Raw genomic sequence first — 20,595 nt, forward strand, 5'->3', positions numbered from 1 at the left:
ATAATGCTGCGACCGGCGTTCGTCCGCCCGGTTCTTGCGGCCCCTCAGGCGTGCCGTTCGGATCGCGCCCGAAGGATCGCCCGCTCCAGCGCCCGGGCGAAATCCACCCGTTCGGGCGGGCTGAGCGCCCGGCCCAGGGTCAGGCGCTTGCGCGACATCATCAGCCGCACCCGCGTCTCGTGCTCGCCGGGCTGGTCGACGCCCACCCGGGTGAAGGCGGTCGGCGAGGTCCAGATCACCCGCGCGCCCTTCTCGTCCTCGCGGCTGACCGTCACCGCCTCGGCCGTGACCCGGATCCGTTCGGCGCGCTCGGCGGCCCGGAAACTGGCGCGCAGGGCCAGCCATACCGCCAGCACGTCCAGCCCCAGGAACGGCAGGACCGGCGGCGCGCCCAGCACCAGCAGGAACACCGCGACCATCAGGTTGAAGGCGATCATCACCCCCAGCACGACGTGCAGGCCGCGCCGGCTCATCGAGCGGTTCGGCTTGATCACGGCGTCCATGTACAGCGGCTGGGCCATGGCGCTGATTTAGGCCCGGCGGAGCGGCTTGGCGAGGCCCGGCTTGGCGAACCGGGCGCATCACGGCATGGTCGCCGCCCATGGCTCTCCCCGCGCGCAAGCCCCCCAAGTCCCTCGCCAAGAAGCGTCCCGCCGCCAAGCGCGTGTCGCCGGCCGAACGGGAGCGGGTCGAGGTGTTGTTCTCTCGGTTCGAGAGCCTGGAGCGCCATCCCAAGACCGAGCTCCACTATTCCAACCCCTATACCCTGGTGACGGCGGTCGCCCTGTCGGCCCAGGCGACCGACGTCCAGGTCAACAAGGCCACCGGGCCCCTGTTCCAGGTGGCGGACAGCGCCGCCAAGATGCTGGAGCTGGGGGAAGAGGAATTGACGCGATACATCGCCTCGATCGGCCTCTACCGGACCAAGGCCAAGAACGTGATCGCCGCGGCCAGGATCCTGGTCGAGCGCTACGGGGGCGAGGTCCCTCTGAACCGCGCGGCGCTGGAAAGCCTGCCCGGCGTGGGCCGCAAGACCGCCAGCGTGGTGCTGAACGAGCTGGACATCGAGCCGGCCATCGCCGTCGACACCCACGTGTTCCGCGTCTCCCACCGCCTGAAGCTGTCGGCCGGCAAGACGCCGGACGCGGTCGAGGATGACCTGATGCGGATCGTACCCGACCGCTACAAGACCCGGGCCCACCACTGGCTGATCCTGCACGGACGATATGTCTGCGTGGCGAGGCGTCCCAAGTGCGAGATCTGCCGGATCGCGGACCTGTGTCCGTCGCGGGAGCTGTTCGTCGGGGGATAGACCCTCCCCCCGTGGGGGAGGCGATCGCGAAGCGATCGGTGGGGGGAGTTTTGGGGTCGTCGATCAGGATCTGGCGACCAGCCGATCACCTCCCCCCACCGTCGGCTTCGCCGACACCTCCCCCACAGGGGGAGGATCTTAACTCAGAGCGCCCGCTCCACCGCCGCCGCGAACGCCGCGCCGTCGTCGTGGGCGTGCTCCAGGAACAAGTCCGGCTCGATGACCTCCAGCTCCATTAGCTGCGGCGTCCCGTCCAGGCCGCGGATCAGGTCGACGCGGGCGTAGGTCAGGGGCGGACCGGCCGCCTTCAGCACCATTTCGGCCGCGCGCAGGGCCTCGGGCTCGGGCGCGACGCCGCTGACCTGGCCGCCGAACTGCGGCTGGACCCGGAAGTCGCCGGCCACGGCCACCTTGGCCACCGCGTGGCTGAACTGGCCGTCGAAATAGAACAGCGACAGCTCGCCCTCCTCGCCGACCGCCGGCAGGAAGGGTTGGATCAGGGCCGGTCCCGTCGTGCAGCCGGCCAGGCCGTCGGCGTGGCGCAGCTTGACCGTGTCCTGCGAGCCGCCGGAGATCTGCGGCTTGGTCACCAGCACGTCGACGCCGAACACGTCGCGGGCGTGGTCCAGCGCCGCCATCGTCAACCGGTCGACCGCGTGGGTCGGCACGACCGGCGCGCCCTTGGCGGCCAATTCCGTCAGATAGGTCTTGGTGGTGTTCCAGCGCAGCACCGCGGCCGGATTGACCAGGGGAACGCCGGCCGCCTCCAAGGCGTCGAGCCGCGCGAACCACGCCTCGGTCCGCAGGTGGTAGCCCCAGGTGAGCAACGGCAGCACCACGCGGGCGCCAGGCGTTTCGGCCTCCACCCAGCTGGCGGGCTCGACGGTCAGCCCACGCGCCCGCAGCGGCGCCGCGAGGCGTTCGAAAATCGGCGACCAGGTGCTGGCGAAGCGGGGCTCGTCCGGCGCGGGGGTCAGGATCAGGACGTCAGTCGAGGCTGGGGTCATGCCCTGGCGGTAGAACGCCGCGCGCCCGCGAGCAAGGCTCGCGTTGCCTTGCGGCCCTCGATCCGGTACTCCGCGCGCGTCGTGCTTTTCGGAAAAGGCCTTTCATGACCGCTCTCTACGACGTCGCCGCTATCGGCAACGCCATCGTCGACGTCATTGCCCAGTGCGACGACGCGTTCCTGGAGCGGGAGGGCCTGGTCAAGGGCTCTATGGCGTTGATCGACCCGGCGCGCGCCGCCAGCCTGTACGAAGTGATGGCCGCGGGCATCGAGGCCTCGGGCGGCTCGGCCGCCAACACCGCCGCCGGCGTCGCCAGCTTCGGCGGCAAGGTCGCCTTCATCGGCAAGGTCGCCGACGACCAGCTGGGCGCCGTGTTCCGCCACGACATGAAGGCCATCGGCTGCGACTTCTCCACCCCGCCGCTGGCGGAAGGCCCGGCCACGGCCCAGAGCCTGATCAATGTCACCGCCGACGCCCAGCGCACCATGTCGACCTATCTGGGCGCCTGCGTCGAGCTGAACCCGACCGACGTCGATCCGGCGATCATCGAGGCCGCGCAATTCTCCTATCTGGAAGGCTATCTGTTCGACCCGTCCGAAGCCCGCCGCGCCTTCGCCAAGGCCGCGGCCCTGAGCCACGGCGCGGGCCGCAAGATCTCCATGACCCTGAGCGACAGCTTCATGGTCGACCGCCACCGCGGCGCCCTGCTGGGCTTCATCGAGACCCAGTGCGACGTGGTGTTCGCCAACGAGAACGAAATCTGCTCGCTGTTCGAGACGACCGACTTCGACGCCGCCGTCAAAGCCCTGGCCAGCCGGGTCGAGATCGCCGCGGTCACCCGCGGCGCCAAGGGTTCGATCGTCGCCTCGCACGCGGCCTTGCACGAAATCTCGGCCTATCCGGTGGAAAAAGTCGTGGACACGACCGGCGCGGGCGACCAATACGCCGCAGGTTTCCTCTACGGCCTGGCCCAGGGCCGTCCGCTGCCGGTCTGCGGCCAGCTGGGCTCCCTGGCCGCCGCCGAGGTGATCGACCACTATGGTCCGCGTCCGCAGGTCTCCCTGCGCGAGCTGGCCGCCCGCAACGGCCTCTAGGACAAGAACGGACTGTAGACCAAGCCATGGCCCGCACCGCTGAAGTGGTCCGCGAGACGAAGGAGACCCAGATCCGGGTCTGGATCGATCTCGACGGGACCGGCGCCTCGACGATCTCGACCGGTATCGGGTTCTACGACCACATGCTCGAGAGCTTCGCGCGCCACGGCGGCTTCGACCTGAAGGTCGAGACCAAGGGCGACCTGCACATCGACATGCACCACACGGTGGAAGACACGGGCATCGTGCTGGGCCAGGCGATCCACAAGGCGCTGGACGGCTTCAAGGGGATCCGTCGCTTCGGCCACGCCTATATCCCGATGGACGAGACCCTGACGCGCTGCGCCATCGACCTGTCCAACCGGCCCTACCTGATCTGGAAGGTCGACTTCAAGCGGCCCAAGGTCGGCGAGATGGACACCGAGCTGTTCAAGGAGTTCCACCACGCCTTCGCGATGAACTGCGGGGCGTGCGTGCACCTGGAGACCCTGTACGGCGACAACACCCACCATGTCGCCGAAAGCGGCTTCAAGGCCCTGGCCCGGGCGCTGCGCCAGGCGGTCGAGATCGACCCCAAGACGGGCGGCCATGCCCCCTCCACCAAGGGCGTGCTGTAGGGAATTTGATTTCATGCAGACCGTCGCCCTGATCGATTACGGGTCGGGCAACCTGCGCTCGGCCGAGAAGGCCCTGCGCGAGGCGGCCCGCCGCCACGGCATCGACGCTGACATCGTTGTCACCGCCGAGCCCTCGATCGTGGCCGCCGCCGACCGCGTGGTGCTGCCCGGCGTCGGGGCCTTCGCCTCCTGCCGCGCGGGCCTGGACGCCTCTGGCGTCTATGACGCCATGAACGAGGCCGTGCACGGCAAGGGCGCGCCGTTCCTGGGCATCTGCGTCGGCCACCAACTATTGGCGAGCGAAGGCCTGGAGTTCGGCGTCACGCCCGGTCTCGACTGGATCGGCGGCCAGGTGAAGAAGCTCGAGCCGAACGATCCGGCCCTGACCATTCCGCACATGGGCTGGAACGCGATCGCCTTCGCGCGCGACCACGCCCTGTTCAAGGGCGTCGAAGACGGCGCCCACATGTACTTCGCCAACTCCTTCGCCCTGACCCCGGCCGACCCGGCCGACGTGCTGGCCACCACCGACCACGGCGGCCCGTTCACGGCCGCTGTGGCCAAGGGCAACGTGGCGGGCGTACAGTTCCACCCCGAAAAATCCCAAGCCGCGGGGCTCGCCCTGCTCGCCAACTTCCTGGAATGGCGCCCATGATCCTCTATCCCGCCATCGACCTGAAGGACGGCCAGTGCGTGCGCCTGCTGCACGGCGACATGGACAAGGCCACGGTCTTCAACACCAGCCCGGCCGACCAGGCCGAGCGTTTCGTGCGCGACGGCTTCTCCTGGCTGCACGTGGTCGACCTGAACGGCGCCATCCAGGGCAAGTCGGTCAACACCGCCGCCGTGCAGTCGATCCTGGAGTCGATCTCGATCCCCGTGCAGCTGGGCGGCGGCATCCGCACCCTGGAAGGCGTCGAGGCCTGGATCGAGGCCGGCGTCAGCCGCGTGATCCTCGGCACCGTAGCCGTGCATGACCCCGACCTGGTCCGCAAGGCCGCCCGCCTGTGGCCCGAACAGATCGCCGTCGCCGTCGACGTGCGCGACGGCAAGGTGGCGGTCGACGGCTGGACCGGCCTGTCGGACCTGGACGCCATCACCCTGGGCAAGCGCTTCGAGGACGTGGGCGTGGCCGCCCTGATCGTCACCGACATCAGCCGCGACGGCGCCCTGACCGGCGTCAATGTCGAGGGCGTGGGCGAACTGGCCGACGCCGTATCGATCCCGGTAATCGCCTCGGGCGGCGTGGCCTCGGTGGCCGACATCGAGCGGCTGAAGGCGCGCCCGGGGGTCGAGATCGCCGGCGCCATCCTGGGCCGCTCGCTCTACGCCGGCACGATCAAACCGGCCGAAGCCCTGACCATAGCGGCCGCCTGATGCTGAAGACCCGGATCATTCCTTGCCTGGACGTCAAGGACGGCCGGGTGGTCAAGGGGGTCAATTTCGTGGCCCTGCGCGACGCCGGCGACCCGGTGGAGCAGGCCCGCGCCTATGACGCGGCCGGGGCCGACGAGCTGATGTTCCTGGACATCACCGCCTCCAGCGAGGGCCGCGGCCTGATCCTGGACGTGATCTCCCGCACCGCCGAGGTCTGCTTCATGCCGGTCTCGGTCGGCGGCGGCGTGCGCCAGGTCGGCGACATGCGCCGCCTGCTGCTGGCCGGGGCCGACAAGGTCTCGGTCAACACCGCCGCCGTCGAGAATCCCGACCTGGTGGCGGCCGGGGCCGACGCCTTCGGCGCCCAGTGCGTGGTGGTCGCCATCGACGCCAAGGCGCGCGCGGACGGCTCGGGCTGGAACGTCTGGACCTATGGCGGCCGCAAGGACACCGGGATCGACGTGGTCGACTGGGCCGCCAAGGTCGTCGAGCGCGGGGCCGGCGAGATCCTGCTGACCTCCATGGACCGCGACGGGGCCAAGATCGGCTACGACATTCCCCTGCTGCAGGCCGTGACCGGCGCGGTGACCGTGCCGGTGATCGCCTCGGGCGGGGCGGGCAAGACCGACCACCTGGTGGAAGCCGCCCGCGACGGCCACGCCGCCGCCGTGCTGGCCGCCTCGATCTTCCACTTCGGCGAGATCAGCGTCGGCGAGGCCAAGCGGGCCATGGCGCAGGCGGGCATCCCCGTGCGCCTGGACGACCTGAAGGGGGCGGCATGAGCACGCTGTTCGAAGTCCTGGAGCGCCTGGCCGCGACGATCGAGACCCGCAAGGGCGGCGATCCGGCGACCTCCTACACCGCCAGGCTGCTGAACGACCCGGCCCTGGCCGCCAAGAAGCTGGGCGAGGAGGCCGTCGAGACGGTGATCGCCGCCGTCGCCTTGAATTCCGACAAGGGCGGACCTGACGCCCTGGCCAGCGAAAGCGCCGACCTGCTGTACCACTGGCTGGCCCTGATGGCCGCCTCGGGCGTGTCGCTCGACGCCGTGGCCGAGAAGCTGGCGGCGCGCGAGGGCACGTCGGGCGTCGCCGAGAAGGCGTCGCGACCCTTATAGGCTCTCCCCCTATGGGATCGGTGGGGGGATATGCTGAGCGGGCGGATCACTCCCCCCTCCGTCGGCTTCGCCGACACCTCCCCCAAAGGGGGAGGACCTTGTATTTCGACCTCTAACCCAGCAGCTTGCTGAGGAACGCCGAGTGCAGGCTCCAGCCCAGGAAGCCCGCAAGGCCCATGACGATCCCTAGCGCTCCGAACGCCCAGGACGCCCACAGCGCCGCCGGGATCTCCACCAGCGCCGCCACGGCGGCGATCGACACCGCGATGGAGTTCAGGGCGTCGGCGGCGTCGAACTGGTCGTCGTGGACGTTGAGCGCGTCATACTGGGCCTGGAAGCCCTCGGCCCGGGATTTCAGCGCCGGGACCTCGGCCTTGTACTTGGCGATCTCGGCGCCGAGACGGGCGATCTCGGCCGCCTCGGGCGCCGCGGCCCGCGCATCGCCCGACAAGGCCAGGAAACGGGTCTGGGCCAGCGCCGTCTCGTCGATGTGCAGCTTGGTCTTGTTGGCCTGGTACTGATCCCAGGCGTCGACGCCGCTCGACTGGGCCTGCTGCATGGCCTGGACGATGTTGCCGTCCTTGACCCCGCACAGGCCCATGAAGATCGACAGGGCGACCACGGTGATCGCCACGCGCCGGTTGAAGCTTTTATCCTTGGCCTCGGCCCCGATCTCGATGTCCATCTCGCCTCTCCGAACGCGGCGAAGCTTGACGCCGAGATCATGGCGAGGGCGCGGCGGCGGCGGGTCAGATCTTCGGCGGACGCCGCTTCAGGGCCACGTACAGGGCCCCGTCGCCGCCGTGCCGCTTGTCGGCCGGCGACACGCCCGCGACGATGTCGCGCAGGGCCGGGTCGGCCAGCCATTCGGGCGTGCGGGCCCGCAGGACGCCCACGCCCAGCTTGCCCTTGCCGGTGACCACCAGGGCCGCGCGGTGGCCGTCCGCCCAGGCGCGGCGCAGGAAGGCCTCCAGCACCGGCCGGGCGCGGTCCTGGTCCAGGCCGTGCAGGTCGAGGCGGGCGTCGAGCGGTGCGTGTTCGCGGGCGATCTTGCGCTTGCGGTTGGGCTCGATGCCCTCCAGCGGCCCTGGGGTCCGCTTGGCGCCGGCCGGCTTGATCGTCTTGGGATCGACCAGCAGCGGGGCCATCGGCTGCAGGCTGGTCGGCTGGACCAGGGACTTCTGGGCCTTCGGCGTCCAGCCGGCCGCCTTCTGGGCCGTCTTGGCCTTCACCGTGGCCGTGACCATGCCCCACAGGCGCAGTTCGTCCTGGCGAGGGGGGCGTTTCACGGCGTCAGCCCCGGGGGACGAGGCGGTAGAGACGCAGGTCGTGGCGCACGCGCCCGGCCTCGGCCCCGGCCGCCGCGCCCGTGCCGGTGTAGAGATCGGCCCGCACCTCGCCCTTGATCGCCCCGCCGACGTCCAGGGCCACCGCCAGGCGGCGATAGGTCGGAAAGCCGCCCGCCAGCTTGGGCGCGCTGGCGTCCAGCCAGAAGAGCTCGCCCATCGCGTGCCTGCCAGGATCGACGGCGATGGCCCGGCCGGGGGGCAGCGGCACCCCCGCCGCGCCCACGGCCTGCCGACCGTCGTCCGGCAGGGTCTGGAAGAACACATAGCGCGGGTTCAGCCGCATGATGGCGTCGGCTTCGGGACCGCGATGATTGGCCAGCCAGGCTCGGATGGCGTCGCCGGAGGTGTTGTTGTCGGCCAGCAGGCCGCGGTCGCGCATCGGGGTGGCGATGCCGACGAACGGCCGGCCGTTATGGGCCGCGAACGCCGCGCGGACCCGGCGGCCATCGGGCAGGACCAGCACGCCCGAGCCCTGGATCTGCAGGAAGAACAGGTCCTCCGGCCGCAGCCAGGCCAGCGGACGGGTCTCCGGCGTCGCCTCGATGGCGGCGCGGTCGCGATAGGGCAGCACCTGGCCGCCCTCGATCTCGCCGGCGACCTTCTTGCCTGACAGGCCCGGATCGAACTGGGCGAGGTCCAGGGTGACCAGGTCGGCCGGCTTGCCGCGCATCGGGGCGCTGAACTCGGCCGAGCGCGACATCCGCGCCTCGTATTCCGGGGCGAAATAGGCGGTCAGCAGGCCCTGGCCCGGAAGGGCCTCGGGCCGGAAGTTGGCCTCGAGGAAGCGTCGGGCGTCGTCGTCGTTTCCGACCCGCTCGGCCCGCGCCTTGCGGCAGACCTCGACCAGGGCCGGATCCTTGGCCGCGCCGCAGCCTTGGCGGAAAGCGTCCAGGGCGCCCAGGTGGTCTTCCTGCGCCCATCCGGCCAGGTCGTTGAACGACACGGGCGTCGAAGGGGCGGTGTGCGTGACCAGCGGCGGGGTCGTCCCCGGCGTGACGGGACCCGCCGGCCGGACCGGCGCGGTCGTACAGGCCGCCAGCGCCAGCAAGGCGAAGGCGGCGACAAACCCCTGGCGAAACATCAAGCCTCCGCGACGTCGACGCGGACCAGGGTCCAGTTCGGGTTCTTGCTCTTCAGGTCGCGCTGGAAGGTCCACAGGTCGGCGGTGCGGCGGTCGTCGACCGCCTCGCCCTCGGCGCTGGTCGAGCGGGTGCGGATCTCGGCCAGGATGCGGACCACCGCCTTGGCGACGTCGCCCTCGACGGAGACGGAGTCCAGGTCGGTGCGCGGCGGGACCAGGAATTCGGCCTTCTCGGTGCGGTTCTGGGCCTCGCGGGCCGCGATGGCGGTCTCGAAATTGGCCATCACGTCCGGCGACAGCAACGGCCGCAGCGTCTCGCGATCACTGGCGGCGAAGGCCTTGACGATCATCTCGTAAGCCTGGCGGGCGCCGCTCAGGAAATGGCCGATATCGAAGTCGGCCTGGCGGGCGCGCAAGGCGGCGATGCCCGACAGGGCTTCTGGCGGGGCCTCGACGGTCTTCAGGTCGCGCGCCGGGGCGTTGGCGGGAACGGGCTGCGGCGCGTCCTCGGGCTGACGCCCGACCCGGCGACCCAGGGTGGCGTAGAGCTGGTAGAGGACGACCGCGGCCAGGGCCGCGAGGATAATCCATTCAAACACGATATTTTCCGCTCGTTCGGCCGACGCGCCTTATCGGACCTATATAGGCCATAACGGGCTCGCGCGTCAGGCGCCTGGCGTTGCGCGCCAGCCGCCCCCGTGTTAGCAGCCCGGCTCTCTCCTAGCGGCCAATTTCGACGCCGAATACGGATTTATCGCACATGACCGACACCACCGCCGCTCCGCCCGCCGCTTCCGAAGACGGCGCGCCCGGCGAAACCGGCATCCGCATCATCGCCCAGTTCGTGCGCGACTTCTCGTTCGAGAGCCCGCACGCCCCCGACTCCCTGCGTTCCGGCGGCGCCCCGCCGGCCATCGACATGGGCGTCGAGATGAACGCCCGCGGCCGTCCCGACGGCCTGTTCGAGGTCGACCTGAAGCTGTCGGCGCGCGCCACCCGCGACGAGCAGCCGGTGTTCCATGTCGAGGTGATGTACGGCGGCCTGTTCCACATCTCCGGCGTGCCGGAAGACCAGCTGGAGCCGGTGCTGCTGATCGAGTGCCCGCGCTTCCTGTTCCCCTACGCCCGCCGCCTGGTCTCGGACGTCACCACCGAAGGCGGCTTCCCGCCCTTCCTGATCGACCCGATCGACTTCGCCGGCGTCTACGCCGCCCGCAAGGCCCAGGCCGAAGGCGTCGTGGTCGGCAACGCCTGATCACAGGCTGAGCGCTGAATGACAAAAGCCCCGGTCGCTCCAAGCGGCCGGGGCTTTTTTATATCCAAAGCCTGTCATCCCGGACGAGCGCGCAGCGCGAAGATCCGGGACCGACGCGTGAACTCAGAGCTTCCGGCGGTCCCGGATCGGCGGCCCTTTGGGCCTTGTCCGGGATGACAAACCTTAGGGAAGTTCTACGGCTGCAGCCGATACCCGCCCATCTCGGTGATCAGGATCCGGGCCACGGCCGGGTCGGGCTCGATCTTCTGGCGCAGGCGGTAGACGTGGGTCTCCAGCGTGTGGGTGGTGACCCCGGCGTTGTAGCCCCAGACCTCGGTCAGCAGCTCCTCGCGCGACACGGGCTTGGACCCGGCGCGGTAAAGGTACTTGAGGATGTTGGTTTCCTTCTCGGTCAGCCGGACCTTCTTCTGCTTCTCGTCGATCAGCAGCTTGGCCGACGGCCGGAACTCGTAGGGGCCGATCCGGAATAGGGCGTCCTCGGAGGCCTCGTAGCTGCGCAGTTGGGCGCGGATGCGGGCCAGCAGCACGCCGAAGCGGAAGGGCTTGGTCACATAGTCGTTGGCGCCGGATTCCAGGCCCAGGATGGTGTCGCTGTCGCTGGCCGCCGCCGTCAGCATGATCACCGGCGCGGTGACGCCGTTCTTGCGCATCAGCCGGCAGGCTTCGCGGCCGTCCATGTCGGGCAGGTCGACGTCCAGCAGGACCAGGTCGGGCTTGAGCTCCCTGGCCATCCGCACGCCCTCGCCGGCCGTGGGCGCCTCGGCGACCGCGAACTCCTCGTGGAGGGCGAGCTGCTCGGCCAGAGCCCCGCGCAGATCATCGTCGTCATCGACCAGGAGAAGGGTTTTGCGTTGCGCCATGGGCGGGAACATGCACCGCTGCGGCCCCCGGCGCCAAGGGCGGTTCTCGTTCCCGGCGCCGCAACGCCCTTGGAGACCGCGTCTTGACGATCTTTCGCGCCCGCCCCGACGGTCCGAGCCCCTGGGACGGCTGGATCGAATGGGATGGAGGGTCGGCGCGCGCTGCGCTTGGCAAGGCCGGCGTCATCGCGGCCGGCGACAAGCGCGAGGGCGACAACCGCAGCCCGGCCGGCGTCTGGCCGATCCGCTACGTCCTCTACAGGCCCGACGTCTATCCGGACGGGCCGGCGACGGCCCTGCCGACCCGGCCGATCGCGCCGGACGACGGCTGGTGCGACGCGCCGGGCGATCCGGCCTATAACCAGTCCGTCAAGCTGCCCTACCCCACCAGCGCCGAACGGCTGTGGCGCGACGACCCCGTCTATGACCTGGTGGTGGTGCTGGGCCACAACGACGACCCGCCCGTCGCCGGCCTGGGCTCGGCGATCTTCCTGCACCTGGCCCGCGACGGCTATCCGGGCACCGAAGGCTGCGTGGCCTTGGAGCGCGAGGACGTGGAGGCGCTGCTGGCGGCGGCCAAGCCAGGGGATGTGGTCGAGATCGCTGAATGATCCTTCTCCCCTTGCGGGAGAAGGGTCAGGTGCGGCTGCCGAATAGCGCCGACCCCACCCGCACGGAGGTGGCGCCGCAGGCGATGGCGGTCTCGAAGTCGTCGCTCATGCCCATGGAGAGCTTGGCCAGCCCGTTGCGGGCGGCGATCTGGCCCAGGAGCCGGAAATGCGGCGCGGGGTCGCCTTCCGCCGGCGGGATGCACATCAGGCCTTCCACCAGCAGGTCCAGGCTCCGGCACAGGGCGATGAAGCCGTCGGCCTCGCCGGGCGCGATCCCGGCCTTCTGCGGCTCCTCGCCGGTGTTGACCTGGACGAACAGGCGCGGGGCCCTGCCCTGGGCCTGGATCTCGTCGGCCAGCACATGGGCCAGTTTTTCGCGGTCCAGGCTCTCGATCACGTCGAAGAAGGCCACCGCGTCGCGGGCCTTGTTGCTCTGCAGGGGCCCGATCAGGCGCAGTTCGACCTGGTCCCGTCGTTCGCCCCACCGCCCCATGGCCTCCTGGACACGATTTTCCCCGAACACCCGCTGGCCCGCGGCGAGAATGGGCGCGATATGGTCCCACGGCTGCAGCTTGGACACCGCCACCAGGGTGACCGCGTCGGCCGGCCGGCCGGCGGCCACGGCGGCGGCCCGGATGCGGTTTTGGATCGAGGCGTAGACTTCAGACATGGCTTCAAGCACGTGAGCGACCAGATGGAAGCCCTGTCTAGAACGGCGGCGGGCCTTCGCCCATGGCTGGTGCGCGGAAAGCCGCTGCCGAACCTGCTGTTCTTCACCGATCCCGAACGGACGCCCGATCCCGAACGGGTCGCCGAGCGCCTGCCGGCCGGCGCGGCCGTGGTCTTCCGGGCGTTCGGCGCGCCGGACGCGGTGGCGCGGGGCTCGCGGCTGCGCGAGATCACGCGGCGGCGGGGTCTGTCGCTGCTGGTCGGGGCCGACGCGGCGCTGGCGCGGGCGGTCGAGGCTGACGGTCTTCACCTGCCCGAACGCCTGGCCTCCACCCTGCCCCACCTGCGCGAGATTCATTCGGACTGGCTGATCACGATCGCCGCCCATGGCCTGGAGGCGGCCCAGGCCGGGGCCGTGGCGGGCGCCGACGCCCTGGTGGTCTCGCCGGTCTTCCCCAGCCGCAGTCCCTCGGCGGGCGCGCCGCTGGGCGTGGAAGGCCTGAAAAGGATCGTCGAGGCGGTGGAGACGCCAGTCTACGCCCTGGGCGGCGTGCGCGCCGACACGGTGGCGCGGCTGCTGGACACGGGGATTGTCGGGATCGCGGCGGTGGAGGCGCTGAGCGCCCCTTCGGGCGCTTGATCGCGTTCTAGAACTTGAACGCGGTTTCCAGCTTCACCCGCGGCGCGGGCTCCTGAATCTCGTTGCGGCGAGCGGCCAGGGCCGGGTTCTGATCGCCCAGGGCCACGGCGCCGCCGACGCGGATCGACGGGGTGACGCTGTAGTACGCGCCGGCCTGGACGTCCTTGGCTTCCATCTCGCGGCCCACGGGCTGATCGAGATCGAGCTTGAGGCCCCATTTGCCCTTCTTGTCGTCCCACTTCAGGGACTTCTTCGGGCCTTGCTGCGGGTTGAACGGCGCGATCGGGGTCGGGTTGCTGAAGTCGTTCTTGACGGCGAAATCGGGCGTGGTCGTGCGCGGCTTGCTCTGGGCATAGGCTCCCGAAGCCGATCCCAGAAGGATCAGCGTGGCGGCCCCTGCCATGAAATACCGTACGGCGAACATGTTACTCGAACCCAATCCCCAACCCGCGCCTCATATAGAGTCAAACCCTATATAGGAGCGGGCTCCCTGATTATCGATTAAAGGCCTGAGTACAACGCGGTCAACCACGGTTGGATTAGGCAAGAGGTCGCAGGAGTCGATTCAAGCGGCGCCTGTGGCGGTCCTGCCACGCGATTCCTGTTTTGACGCAGCGCGACCATGCTATAGACCGGCTTCCGGCTGCGGGGGCGCGCCCGAGATGCGCGCCAGCGATGCGCGAACGCGTCGGCGAGACATTGGAGCGAGGTACTATGGCGTTTGAGCGTGGGTCGGTGTTGCGCGGCGTCGCCGCTGGCGTTCTGGCGTTGACCGTCCTGACCGGGGTTTCGGCCTGCGGCGGGAACAAGGGCGGGGGTACTTTCACGACCCAGAACGACGAGCCGGGCTTCAGGCTGTTCGGGGGTCGCGGCGGCGGCAAGTCCACGTCCCAGGCCGGCGTGATCGGCGTCAACGGCTTCCTGTGGCGCGCCAGCCTCGACACCCTGGCCTTCATGCCCCTGGCCTCGGCCGACCCCTACGGCGGCGTGATCGTCACCGACTGGTACACCAATCCGGAAAAGCCGGACGAGCGCTTCAAGGCGACCGTCTACATCCTGGACACCCGCCTGCGGGCCGACGGCCTGAACGTCACGATCTTCAAGCAGGTCAAGGACGCCAGCGGCGGCTGGACGGACACGGCGGCCACCGAGCAGACGGCGACCGACATCGAGAACGCCATCCTGACCCGCGCCCGTCAGCTTCGACTTTCCAACATCAAGAACTAGGGTCTCACCCCGGGTTCTTCGCGGGAGCCCTTTGTCCGCGCGACAAATGGCTCCCGTCCGTACTTTAGAGAAGCGCGCCACGGCCGAAACCGCTTAAGACTTCCGCGGACCGCGCCCGAGGCGCGCGTTTCCGTTCCCAACAGTCTGGTTTCATGGCCCGCTACAACCCCAAAGACACCGAGCCCAAGTGGCGCGCCGCGTGGGCGAACGCCAACACCTTCCTGACGCCGATCACCCCCGACGCGCGTCCGAAGTACTATGTGCTCGAGATGTTCCCCTATCCGTCGGGGCGCATCCACATGGGCCATGTGCGCAACTACGCCATGGGCGACGTCGTGGCCCGCTACAAGCGCGCCCAGGGCTTCAACGTCCTGCACCCGATGGGCTGGGACGCCTTCGGCATGCCGGCCGAGAACGCCGCCATGGAGCGCGGCGTCCATCCCAAGGGCTGGACCTACGACAACATCGCCGCCATGCGCGAGCAGCTGAAGGCCCTGGGCCTGTCGGTCGACTGGTCGCGCGAGTTCGCCACCTGCGACCCGGCCTATTACGGCCAGCAGCAGGCCTGGTTCCTGCGGTTGCTGAAGCGTGGCCTGGTCTATCGCAAGGAGGCCTCGGTCAACTGGGACCCGGTCGACATGACCGTCCTGGCCAACGAGCAGGTGATCGACGGCAAGGGCTGGCGCTCGGGCGCGACCGTGGAGAAGCGCAAGCTGACCCAGTGGTTCCTGCGCATCACCGACTATGCCGACGCCCTGATCGATGGCCTGAAGACCCTGGACCGCTGGCCCGAGAAGGTCCGGATCATGCAGGAGAACTGGATCGGCCGGTCCAAGGGCCTGCGATTCACGTTCAAGTTCGATGGTGACGCGCCGCAAGGCCACGCCGATGGCCTGGAGGTCTACACCACCCGCCCCGACACGCTGTTTGGCGCCAGTTTCGTCGGAATCGCCCCCGAGCACCCGCTGGCCGAGCAGCTGGCGGCGGCCGACCCGGCCGTGGCCGCCTTCGTCGCCGAGTGCCGCAAGGGCGGCACGTCGGAGGCCGACATCGAGGGCGCCGAGAAGCTGGGCCGCGACACCGGCCTGCGCGTCGTCCACCCGCTGGACCCGACCCAGACCCTGCCGGTGTGGATCGCCAACTTCATCCTGATGGATTACGGCACGGGCGCGATCTTCGCCTGCCCGGCCCACGACCAGCGCGACCTGGACTTCGCCCGCAAGTACGACCTGCCCGTCCTTCCGGTGGTCCTGCCGCCGGGCGAGGACGCCGCGACTTTCCAGGTCGGCAAGGAGGCCTATGTCGGCCCCGGGTCGATCTTCAATTCGCGGTTCCTGGACGGCCTGGACATCGAGGCGGCCAAGACCGAGGCCGTCAACCGCATCGAGGCCATGGACCAGGGCCAGGGCGCCACGGTCTATCGCCTGCGCGACTGGGGCGTCAGCCGCCAGCGCTACTGGGGCTGCCCGATCCCGGTGATCCACTGCGAGGCCTGCGGCCCGGTCGGCGTGCCAGAGGACCAGCTGCCCGTGGTGCTGCCCGACGACGTCAGCTTCGACAAGCCGGGCAACCCGCTGCTGCGCCATCCGACCTGGCGGCACACCACCTGCCCCAGCTGCGGCGGCAAGGCCGAGCGCGAGACCGACACGCTGGACACCTTCGTCGACAGCTCCTGGTACTTCGCCCGCTTCACCGATCCCACCGCCGCCGAGCCGATCAGCAAGGCCGCCGCCGACCACTGGATGCCGGTCGACCAGTATATCGGCGGCGTCGAGCACGCGGTGCTGCACCTGCTGTACGCTCGCTTCATCACCCGCGCCCTGAAGGACGAGGGCCTGGTCTCGGTCGAGGAGCCGTTCGCCGGCCTGTTCACCCAGGGCATGGTCACCCACGAGGCCTACAAGAACGCCGCCGGCGAGTGGGTCGAGCCGTCCGATGTGGTGATCGCGGTTGAGGGCAATGCGCGCTCGGCTAGCCACGCCGCCACCGGCGAGCCGATCGTCATCGGCGACATCGAGAAGATGTCGAAGTCCAAGAAGAACGTCGTCGCCCCCGAGGACATCTTCGAGGCCTACGGCGTCGACGCCGCCCGGCTGTTCGTGATGAGCGACAGCCCGCCCGAACGCGACGTGCAGTGGACCAACAGCGGCGTCGAGGGCTCCTGGCGCTTCACCCACCGGGTCTGGAACGAGTTCGACAGCCAACCGGCCGGCGACTTCGCCCATGACGAGGCCGACGCCACCGCCCTGGCCCTGCGCAAGGGCGCCCACCGGCTGATCGGCTTCGTCACCGACTCGATCGAGGGTTTCCGCTTCAACAGCGGCGTGGCGCGCCTCTACGAGTTCCTCAACATGCTGAAGGCCGCGCCGGCCGAGAACGCCTCCCAGGGCGTCCTGGCCGCCCGGGCCGAGGCGCTGGAGATCCTGGCCCGCCTGATCTCGCCCTTCACCCCCCACCTGGCCGAGGAGGCCTGGGCGCGGCTGGGCAAGGCCGGCATGGTCGTCGACGCGCCCTGGCCCAAGGCCGACCCGCTGCTGGCGGCCGACGACGAGCGGGTGCTGCCGATCCAGATCAACGGCAAGCGGCGCGGCGAGATCAAGGTCAAGGCCGGCACGGCCGAGGTCGATGTCGAGAAAATCGCACTGGCGGACGCCGCCGTCCTGGCCCACCTTGAGGGCTTGACCGTTCGCAAGGTGATCGTGGTGAAAGACCGTATCGTCAACATCGTGGCCGGCTGATCCATGAAGCGCTTTCCGCTCTCCAAGACCCTTCCCGCCGTCCTCCTGGCCGTGGCGGCCCTGGCCCTGTCGTCCTGCGGCTTCACACCCCTGTACGGCGACCAGTCGGTCACCAAGGGGCTCAGCACCATCGAGGTGGTGGCGGCCGACGGCCGCGCCGGCTATTTGCTGCGCGAGAAGCTCGACGACGCCTTCGCGCGCGACGTCAACCGGCTGCCGTCCCACCGGCTGGTCTACGCGATCGAGGAGAAACGCTATGCGCGCGGCGTTCGCGTCGACAACGTCGCCAACCGCTACGAGTTGAGCCTGACGGCCAAATGGCGGCTCCTGGACATCAAGACCGGTCAAGAGGTGCGATCCGGCTCCACCAGCGCGGCGGTGACCTACGACTCGGCCGACCAGCCCTACGCCTCCATCGCCGCCCAGCAGGACAGCCAGGAACGCGCCGCCACCGAGCTGGCCCGCCGCATCCAGCTCGAGTTGGCCGCCTGGCTGGCCGGTAAGGCCAAGGCGTAGGGGCCCGGCCTTGTTCTCGCGCGTCCTCCTCACGCGCATTGGCGTCCACGTCGCTCGAATAGGCTGGCCATGATCCTGTCGAAACGACCGGACATCGAACGCTTCCTGCGGGACCCGGCCGCCGACATCCGCGCCGTGGTCATCTATGGCCGCGACCGCGGCGTGGTGCGCGACCGGGCCGACCAGCTGGCCAACAAGCTGTTCGCACGTCCCGACGATCCGTTCGACACCGCCCAGCTGACCGAAAGCGACCTGGACAGCCAGGCGGGCAAGCTGGAGGACGAGCTCTCGGCCCTGTCGATGATGGGCGGCCGGCGCCTGGTGCGCCTGCGCCTGACCGGCGAGAAGGGCGGCCCCGACAAGCAGGCCGCCGAGGCCCTGGTCCGGCACGTCGAGGGCCAGCTGAACCCCGACGCCTTCTTCCTGATCGAGGCCGGCGCCCTGGGCCGCGATTCCGCCCTGCGCAAGGCGGCCGAGAAGGCCGCCGGCGCGGCGGTCATCCCCTGCTACGAGGACGAGGCCGGCGACTTGGCCCGCCTGGCCCGCGAAACCCTGGCCAAGGACAAGGTCAGCCTGAACGGCGAGGCCCTGGACCTGTTCGTCTCGCGCCTGCCCAAGGAGCGCGGCGTGGCCCGGGCGGAGGTCGAGCGCCTGGCCCTCTTTCTGGGCCCCGGCAGCGGCGTGGTGGCCACCTCGGCCGACCTGACGGACTTCCTGGGGGTCGAACCGGAGGCTTCCCTGGGCGACGCCGCGATCGACGCGTTCGGAGGCCGTGTGGGCCCCGCCCAGGCCGGCCTGCGCCGCGCCGCCGCCGAGGGCGAAGGCGGCCCAGCGGCCGTGCGGGCCATGGGCTATCACCTGGGCCGCCTGCGCCGCACCCTGACCCTGCACAAGAACGGCGTCGACCTGGCGGCGGCGGCCAAGGCCTCCGGCGTGTTCTGGAAGAGCGAGCGCGAGTTCCTGCGCCAGGCCCGGGCCTGGACCCTCGACCAGCTTCTCCTGGTCCAGGCCGAGGTGCTGGCGGCCGACAAGGCCTGCAAGACCTCCGGCTCGCCGGACCAGCTGATCTCCGAGCGCCTGGCGCTGCAGATCGCCGGCAAGGCGCGGCGGCTGGGACTCTAACGTAAGGCCAAGCTTGGGAATTGACGCGCTTGGTCTATCTTAAGCGTTGGAGACCCAGTACGAGGCGTCATGGACCTTAACGTGCCCTACGCGGAGAGGGACCAGGCCGAGGCGCTGGGCGCGCTCTGGGAACCCTCGCGGCGCTGCTGGTATGTTCCGGACGGCCTGGATCTCCAGCCTTTTCGACGCTGGTTTCCCGAGCAGACCTCCAGCCTTCCTGGATCGAACCTGCGGTCGGCGGAAACCTATGTGGTCACCGCGCCTCGGCGGTGCTGGAGCTGCGAGCAGACCACCACCGTCGCCGGCTTCCTGATGGCCCCCGGCTTCGAGGACTTCAGCGTCTGGGAGGACGACCTCGACGGCCAGGGCCGGTGGGGCGGCGGCGAGAGCTGGTGCTTCGCCTTCCATATCGACGCCCTGCCCTCCCCGATCGCGGCCCAGGCGATCATGCGGGCGCCGCGCTATCGGCGAGCGTTCAGTCAGGCGACCCGCGGCTCCTACTGGGCGAACCATTGCTCGGAGTGCGGCGCGCTGCAGGGCGACGTCCATCTGTTCGAGGACCTGGGCGCCCCCTTCCTGCCGCGCGACGCTCACGATCTTGCCGACCTGAAGGCCTTTCGGGTGAAGGGTGTGTTCGAGGCGGCGGGATCGTTCGGTCTTGCCCTCGACATCGCCCCGGAGATCTCGGGCGTCAGGGCCGGAACGACGGTCCGGCCGCCGGCGGCGCCGGCAAGCCGACCCGCCCCTCCGAAGACCATCGGCGCCGTGATCCTGGGGACGGTTCGACGATGGCTGGGCTTGAGCGGCTAGGCCGGCCAGGGCTCGCGACCGTGAGTCGCGCGCCCTGTCAAAGCGCGTAGCGTCCGGATCCGAGATTTTCTGTGGAAATCGCGGTCTTCGAAGCCATTCGAATCCGAGTTCGAAAACGCGATTTCTGCCTATATATCAAAAACTTGAAGCAATATCGTCGATCCAGGACGTCGCGTTGTCGAACATCGGGCGGGCAGAACCACGGCCAAGCCAGGTTCTGTGCGCCACAGAGGACCCTGTTTCGGCGCCTCAGCCGCCCCGCGTCAGGCGGTTGCACAGGTCGTCGAGTTGCTCGAGCGTGGCGTAGCGGATGGTCAGGGCGCCGGCCCCGCCGCGGTCGTCGATCTCGACGTCCAGGCCGAGCAGCGACGACAGGTCGGCTTCCAGCGACTGGGTGTCGGTGTCCTTCGACTTCGGCGGCCGACCGCCGCTCGCCTTGGAACGCACCTCGCCGGCGGCGTTCGGCGTCCGGCGAGCCAAAGCCTCGGTGTCGCGCACCGACAGGCCCTTGGCGATGACCTCGCGCGCCAGGACCGCGGGGTCGGGCGCCGTGGCGATCGCCCGGGCGTGACCGGCCGTCATCTCTCCCGAGGTCACATAGCCCTGGACCGAGTCCGGCAGCGACAGCAGCCGCAGGGTGTTGGCCACATGGCTGCGGCTCTTGCCCACGGTCTGGGCGATGACCTCCTGGGTCTGGCCGAACTTCTCGATCAGCACCTTGTAGCTCAGAGCCTCTTCGATCGCGTTCAGGTCGGCGCGCTGGACGTTCTCGATGATGCCGATTTCCAGCACCGCCAGGTCGTCCAGCTCGCGGACCATGATCGGCAGGGTCTTGAGGCCGGCGCGCTGGGCCGCCCGCCACCGGCGTTCGCCGGCGACGATCTGGTACTCGCCCGCCGCGCCCGGCGCGGGGCGAACCAGGATCGGCTGCAGCACGCCCTTCTCGCGGATCGAGTCCGAAAGTTCTACCAGGTCTTCCTCGCGGAAAGTCCGGCGCGGCTGGTCGGGATTACGGCGGATCAGTTCGATCGGGGCTTCCCGCGAGCCGCCGCTGGTATCACCGGGGGCCTGGGCGGGGGCGGAATCGACCTCGCCAAGCAAGGCGGAAAGGCCGCGACCCAAACCACGACGACCTTCAGACATCCCCGGCTCTCCTGCCACAACCGACTCCT

25 protein-coding genes are annotated in these 20,595 nt (G+C 69.7%); 15 read left to right on the plus strand and 10 right to left on the minus strand.

Features of this window, described 5'->3' with window-relative positions; translation table 11 throughout:
- Window positions 1-44 precede the first annotated feature (44 nt).
- Complete coding sequence (locus J2X41_RS06070) at window positions 45-521, minus strand: DUF2244 domain-containing protein (RefSeq protein WP_310080467.1); 477 nt, start codon at window positions 519-521, stop codon at window positions 45-47.
- A gap of 80 nt (window positions 522-601) precedes the next feature.
- Between J2X41_RS06070 and nth the strand changes: the two genes are divergently transcribed.
- Window positions 602-1,312 (plus strand): endonuclease III, encoded by a 711-nt coding sequence (gene nth, locus J2X41_RS06075; protein ID WP_310080468.1) that lies wholly within the window; start codon window positions 602-604, stop codon window positions 1,310-1,312.
- Window positions 1,313-1,455: 143 nt separating this feature from the next.
- On the opposite strand, the gene J2X41_RS06080 is transcribed toward nth, so the two are convergent.
- A complete protein-coding gene (locus J2X41_RS06080; RefSeq protein ID WP_310080469.1) occupies window positions 1,456-2,319 on the minus strand; it encodes a transporter in 864 nt (287 codons plus the stop codon).
- A 104-nt stretch (window positions 2,320-2,423) separates the two neighbouring features.
- Here J2X41_RS06080 and J2X41_RS06085 point away from each other — a divergent pair, with 104 nt between their 5' ends.
- The 6 genes from J2X41_RS06085 to J2X41_RS06110 are packed head-to-tail and all read left to right on the plus strand — an operon-like array spanning window position 2,424 to window position 6,524.
- The gene (locus tag J2X41_RS06085; protein WP_310080470.1) at window positions 2,424-3,413 is read left to right on the plus strand and encodes an adenosine kinase; all 990 of its coding nucleotides are present in this window, start codon (window positions 2,424-2,426) and stop codon (window positions 3,411-3,413) included.
- Between the two features lie 26 nt (window positions 3,414-3,439).
- Window positions 3,440-4,030, plus strand: coding sequence for an imidazoleglycerol-phosphate dehydratase HisB (gene hisB, locus J2X41_RS06090; RefSeq protein ID WP_019848747.1), 591 nt, complete (start codon window positions 3,440-3,442; stop codon window positions 4,028-4,030).
- A 13-nt stretch (window positions 4,031-4,043) separates the two neighbouring features.
- Complete coding sequence (gene hisH / locus J2X41_RS06095) at window positions 4,044-4,685, plus strand: imidazole glycerol phosphate synthase subunit HisH (protein WP_310080471.1); 642 nt, start codon at window positions 4,044-4,046, stop codon at window positions 4,683-4,685.
- A complete protein-coding gene (hisA, locus tag J2X41_RS06100; RefSeq protein WP_196810379.1) occupies window positions 4,673-5,407 on the plus strand; it encodes a 1-(5-phosphoribosyl)-5-[(5-phosphoribosylamino)methylideneamino]imidazole-4-carboxamide isomerase in 735 nt (244 codons plus the stop codon). Before hisH ends, hisA begins: the two co-directional genes overlap by 13 nt.
- Window positions 5,407-6,189, plus strand: coding sequence for an imidazole glycerol phosphate synthase subunit HisF (hisF, locus tag J2X41_RS06105; protein ID WP_082564695.1), 783 nt, complete (start codon window positions 5,407-5,409; stop codon window positions 6,187-6,189). The genes hisA and hisF overlap by 1 nt, the downstream gene beginning before the upstream one ends.
- A complete protein-coding gene (locus J2X41_RS06110; protein ID WP_310080472.1) occupies window positions 6,186-6,524 on the plus strand; it encodes a phosphoribosyl-ATP diphosphatase in 339 nt (112 codons plus the stop codon). The genes hisF and J2X41_RS06110 overlap by 4 nt, the downstream gene beginning before the upstream one ends.
- A gap of 112 nt (window positions 6,525-6,636) precedes the next feature.
- Here the strand turns inward: J2X41_RS06110 and J2X41_RS06115 are convergent, their stop codons facing one another.
- From J2X41_RS06115 to timA, 4 genes are all read right to left on the minus strand, one after another.
- The gene (locus J2X41_RS06115) at window positions 6,637-7,209 is read right to left on the minus strand and encodes a DUF4337 domain-containing protein (RefSeq protein WP_310080473.1); all 573 of its coding nucleotides are present in this window, start codon (window positions 7,207-7,209) and stop codon (window positions 6,637-6,639) included.
- A 64-nt stretch (window positions 7,210-7,273) separates the two neighbouring features.
- The gene (locus J2X41_RS06120; RefSeq protein WP_310080474.1) at window positions 7,274-7,813 is read right to left on the minus strand and encodes a Smr/MutS family protein; all 540 of its coding nucleotides are present in this window, start codon (window positions 7,811-7,813) and stop codon (window positions 7,274-7,276) included.
- Between the two features lie 4 nt (window positions 7,814-7,817).
- Window positions 7,818-8,954: an MltA domain-containing protein gene (locus J2X41_RS06125; RefSeq protein ID WP_310080475.1), complete on the minus strand. Its 1,137-nt coding sequence runs from the start codon at window positions 8,952-8,954 to the stop codon at window positions 7,818-7,820.
- The gene (gene timA, locus J2X41_RS06130; RefSeq protein WP_310080476.1) at window positions 8,954-9,553 is read right to left on the minus strand and encodes a TIM44-related membrane protein TimA; all 600 of its coding nucleotides are present in this window, start codon (window positions 9,551-9,553) and stop codon (window positions 8,954-8,956) included. Before timA ends, J2X41_RS06125 begins: the two co-directional genes overlap by 1 nt.
- Window positions 9,554-9,714: 161 nt before the next feature.
- Between timA and secB the strand changes: the two genes are divergently transcribed.
- A complete protein-coding gene (gene secB / locus J2X41_RS06135) occupies window positions 9,715-10,209 on the plus strand; it encodes a protein-export chaperone SecB (RefSeq protein WP_310080477.1) in 495 nt (164 codons plus the stop codon).
- A gap of 194 nt (window positions 10,210-10,403) precedes the next feature.
- Here the strand turns inward: secB and J2X41_RS06140 are convergent, their stop codons facing one another.
- A complete protein-coding gene (locus J2X41_RS06140) occupies window positions 10,404-11,090 on the minus strand; it encodes a response regulator transcription factor (RefSeq protein ID WP_029589393.1) in 687 nt (228 codons plus the stop codon).
- Between the two features lie 83 nt (window positions 11,091-11,173).
- On the opposite strand from J2X41_RS06140, the gene J2X41_RS06145 reads away from it, so the two are divergent.
- Window positions 11,174-11,701: a L,D-transpeptidase family protein gene (locus J2X41_RS06145; RefSeq protein ID WP_310080478.1), complete on the plus strand. Its 528-nt coding sequence runs from the start codon at window positions 11,174-11,176 to the stop codon at window positions 11,699-11,701.
- Window positions 11,702-11,726: 25 nt separating this feature from the next.
- Here the strand turns inward: J2X41_RS06145 and J2X41_RS06150 are convergent, their stop codons facing one another.
- On the minus strand, window positions 11,727-12,371 hold the full coding sequence (locus J2X41_RS06150; protein WP_310080479.1) for a YggS family pyridoxal phosphate-dependent enzyme: 645 nt from the start codon (window positions 12,369-12,371) through the stop codon (window positions 11,727-11,729).
- A gap of 24 nt (window positions 12,372-12,395) precedes the next feature.
- Between J2X41_RS06150 and J2X41_RS06155 the strand changes: the two genes are divergently transcribed.
- A complete protein-coding gene (locus J2X41_RS06155; protein ID WP_310080480.1) occupies window positions 12,396-13,010 on the plus strand; it encodes a thiamine phosphate synthase in 615 nt (204 codons plus the stop codon).
- Window positions 13,011-13,017: 7 nt separating this feature from the next.
- On the opposite strand, the gene J2X41_RS06160 is transcribed toward J2X41_RS06155, so the two are convergent.
- A complete protein-coding gene (locus J2X41_RS06160) occupies window positions 13,018-13,434 on the minus strand; it encodes an NtrZ family periplasmic regulatory protein (protein WP_310080482.1) in 417 nt (138 codons plus the stop codon).
- 290 nt (window positions 13,435-13,724) lie between these two features.
- On the opposite strand from J2X41_RS06160, the gene J2X41_RS06165 reads away from it, so the two are divergent.
- The 5 genes from J2X41_RS06165 (at window position 13,725) to J2X41_RS06185 (ending at window position 19,423) form a co-directional block, all read left to right on the plus strand.
- Window positions 13,725-14,237 carry a DUF3576 domain-containing protein gene (locus tag J2X41_RS06165; RefSeq protein ID WP_310080484.1) on the plus strand — a complete coding sequence of 171 codons (513 nt, stop codon included), beginning with the start codon at window positions 13,725-13,727 and terminating at the stop codon, window positions 14,235-14,237.
- 152 nt (window positions 14,238-14,389) lie between these two features.
- Complete coding sequence (gene leuS / locus J2X41_RS06170) at window positions 14,390-16,975, plus strand: leucine--tRNA ligase (RefSeq protein WP_310080486.1); 2,586 nt, start codon at window positions 14,390-14,392, stop codon at window positions 16,973-16,975.
- Window positions 16,976-16,978: 3 nt separating this feature from the next.
- Window positions 16,979-17,491, plus strand: a complete 513-nt coding sequence (gene lptE, locus J2X41_RS06175) for an LPS assembly lipoprotein LptE (protein ID WP_310080487.1) — start codon at window positions 16,979-16,981, stop codon at window positions 17,489-17,491.
- A 69-nt stretch (window positions 17,492-17,560) separates the two neighbouring features.
- Window positions 17,561-18,613, plus strand: a complete 1,053-nt coding sequence (gene holA, locus J2X41_RS06180; RefSeq protein WP_310080488.1) for a DNA polymerase III subunit delta — start codon at window positions 17,561-17,563, stop codon at window positions 18,611-18,613.
- Between the two features lie 69 nt (window positions 18,614-18,682).
- Window positions 18,683-19,423 (plus strand): DUF5710 domain-containing protein, encoded by a 741-nt coding sequence (locus J2X41_RS06185; protein WP_310080489.1) that lies wholly within the window; start codon window positions 18,683-18,685, stop codon window positions 19,421-19,423.
- 249 nt (window positions 19,424-19,672) lie between these two features.
- Here the strand turns inward: J2X41_RS06185 and J2X41_RS06190 are convergent, their stop codons facing one another.
- Window positions 19,673-20,566: a ParB/RepB/Spo0J family partition protein gene (locus J2X41_RS06190; protein ID WP_310080490.1), complete on the minus strand. Its 894-nt coding sequence runs from the start codon at window positions 20,564-20,566 to the stop codon at window positions 19,673-19,675.
- Window positions 20,567-20,595: the final 29 nt, after the last annotated feature.

The sequence above is a fragment of the Caulobacter sp. BE254 genome (genome assembly GCF_031457295.1).
Lineage (GTDB): Bacteria > Pseudomonadota > Alphaproteobacteria > Caulobacterales > Caulobacteraceae > Caulobacter.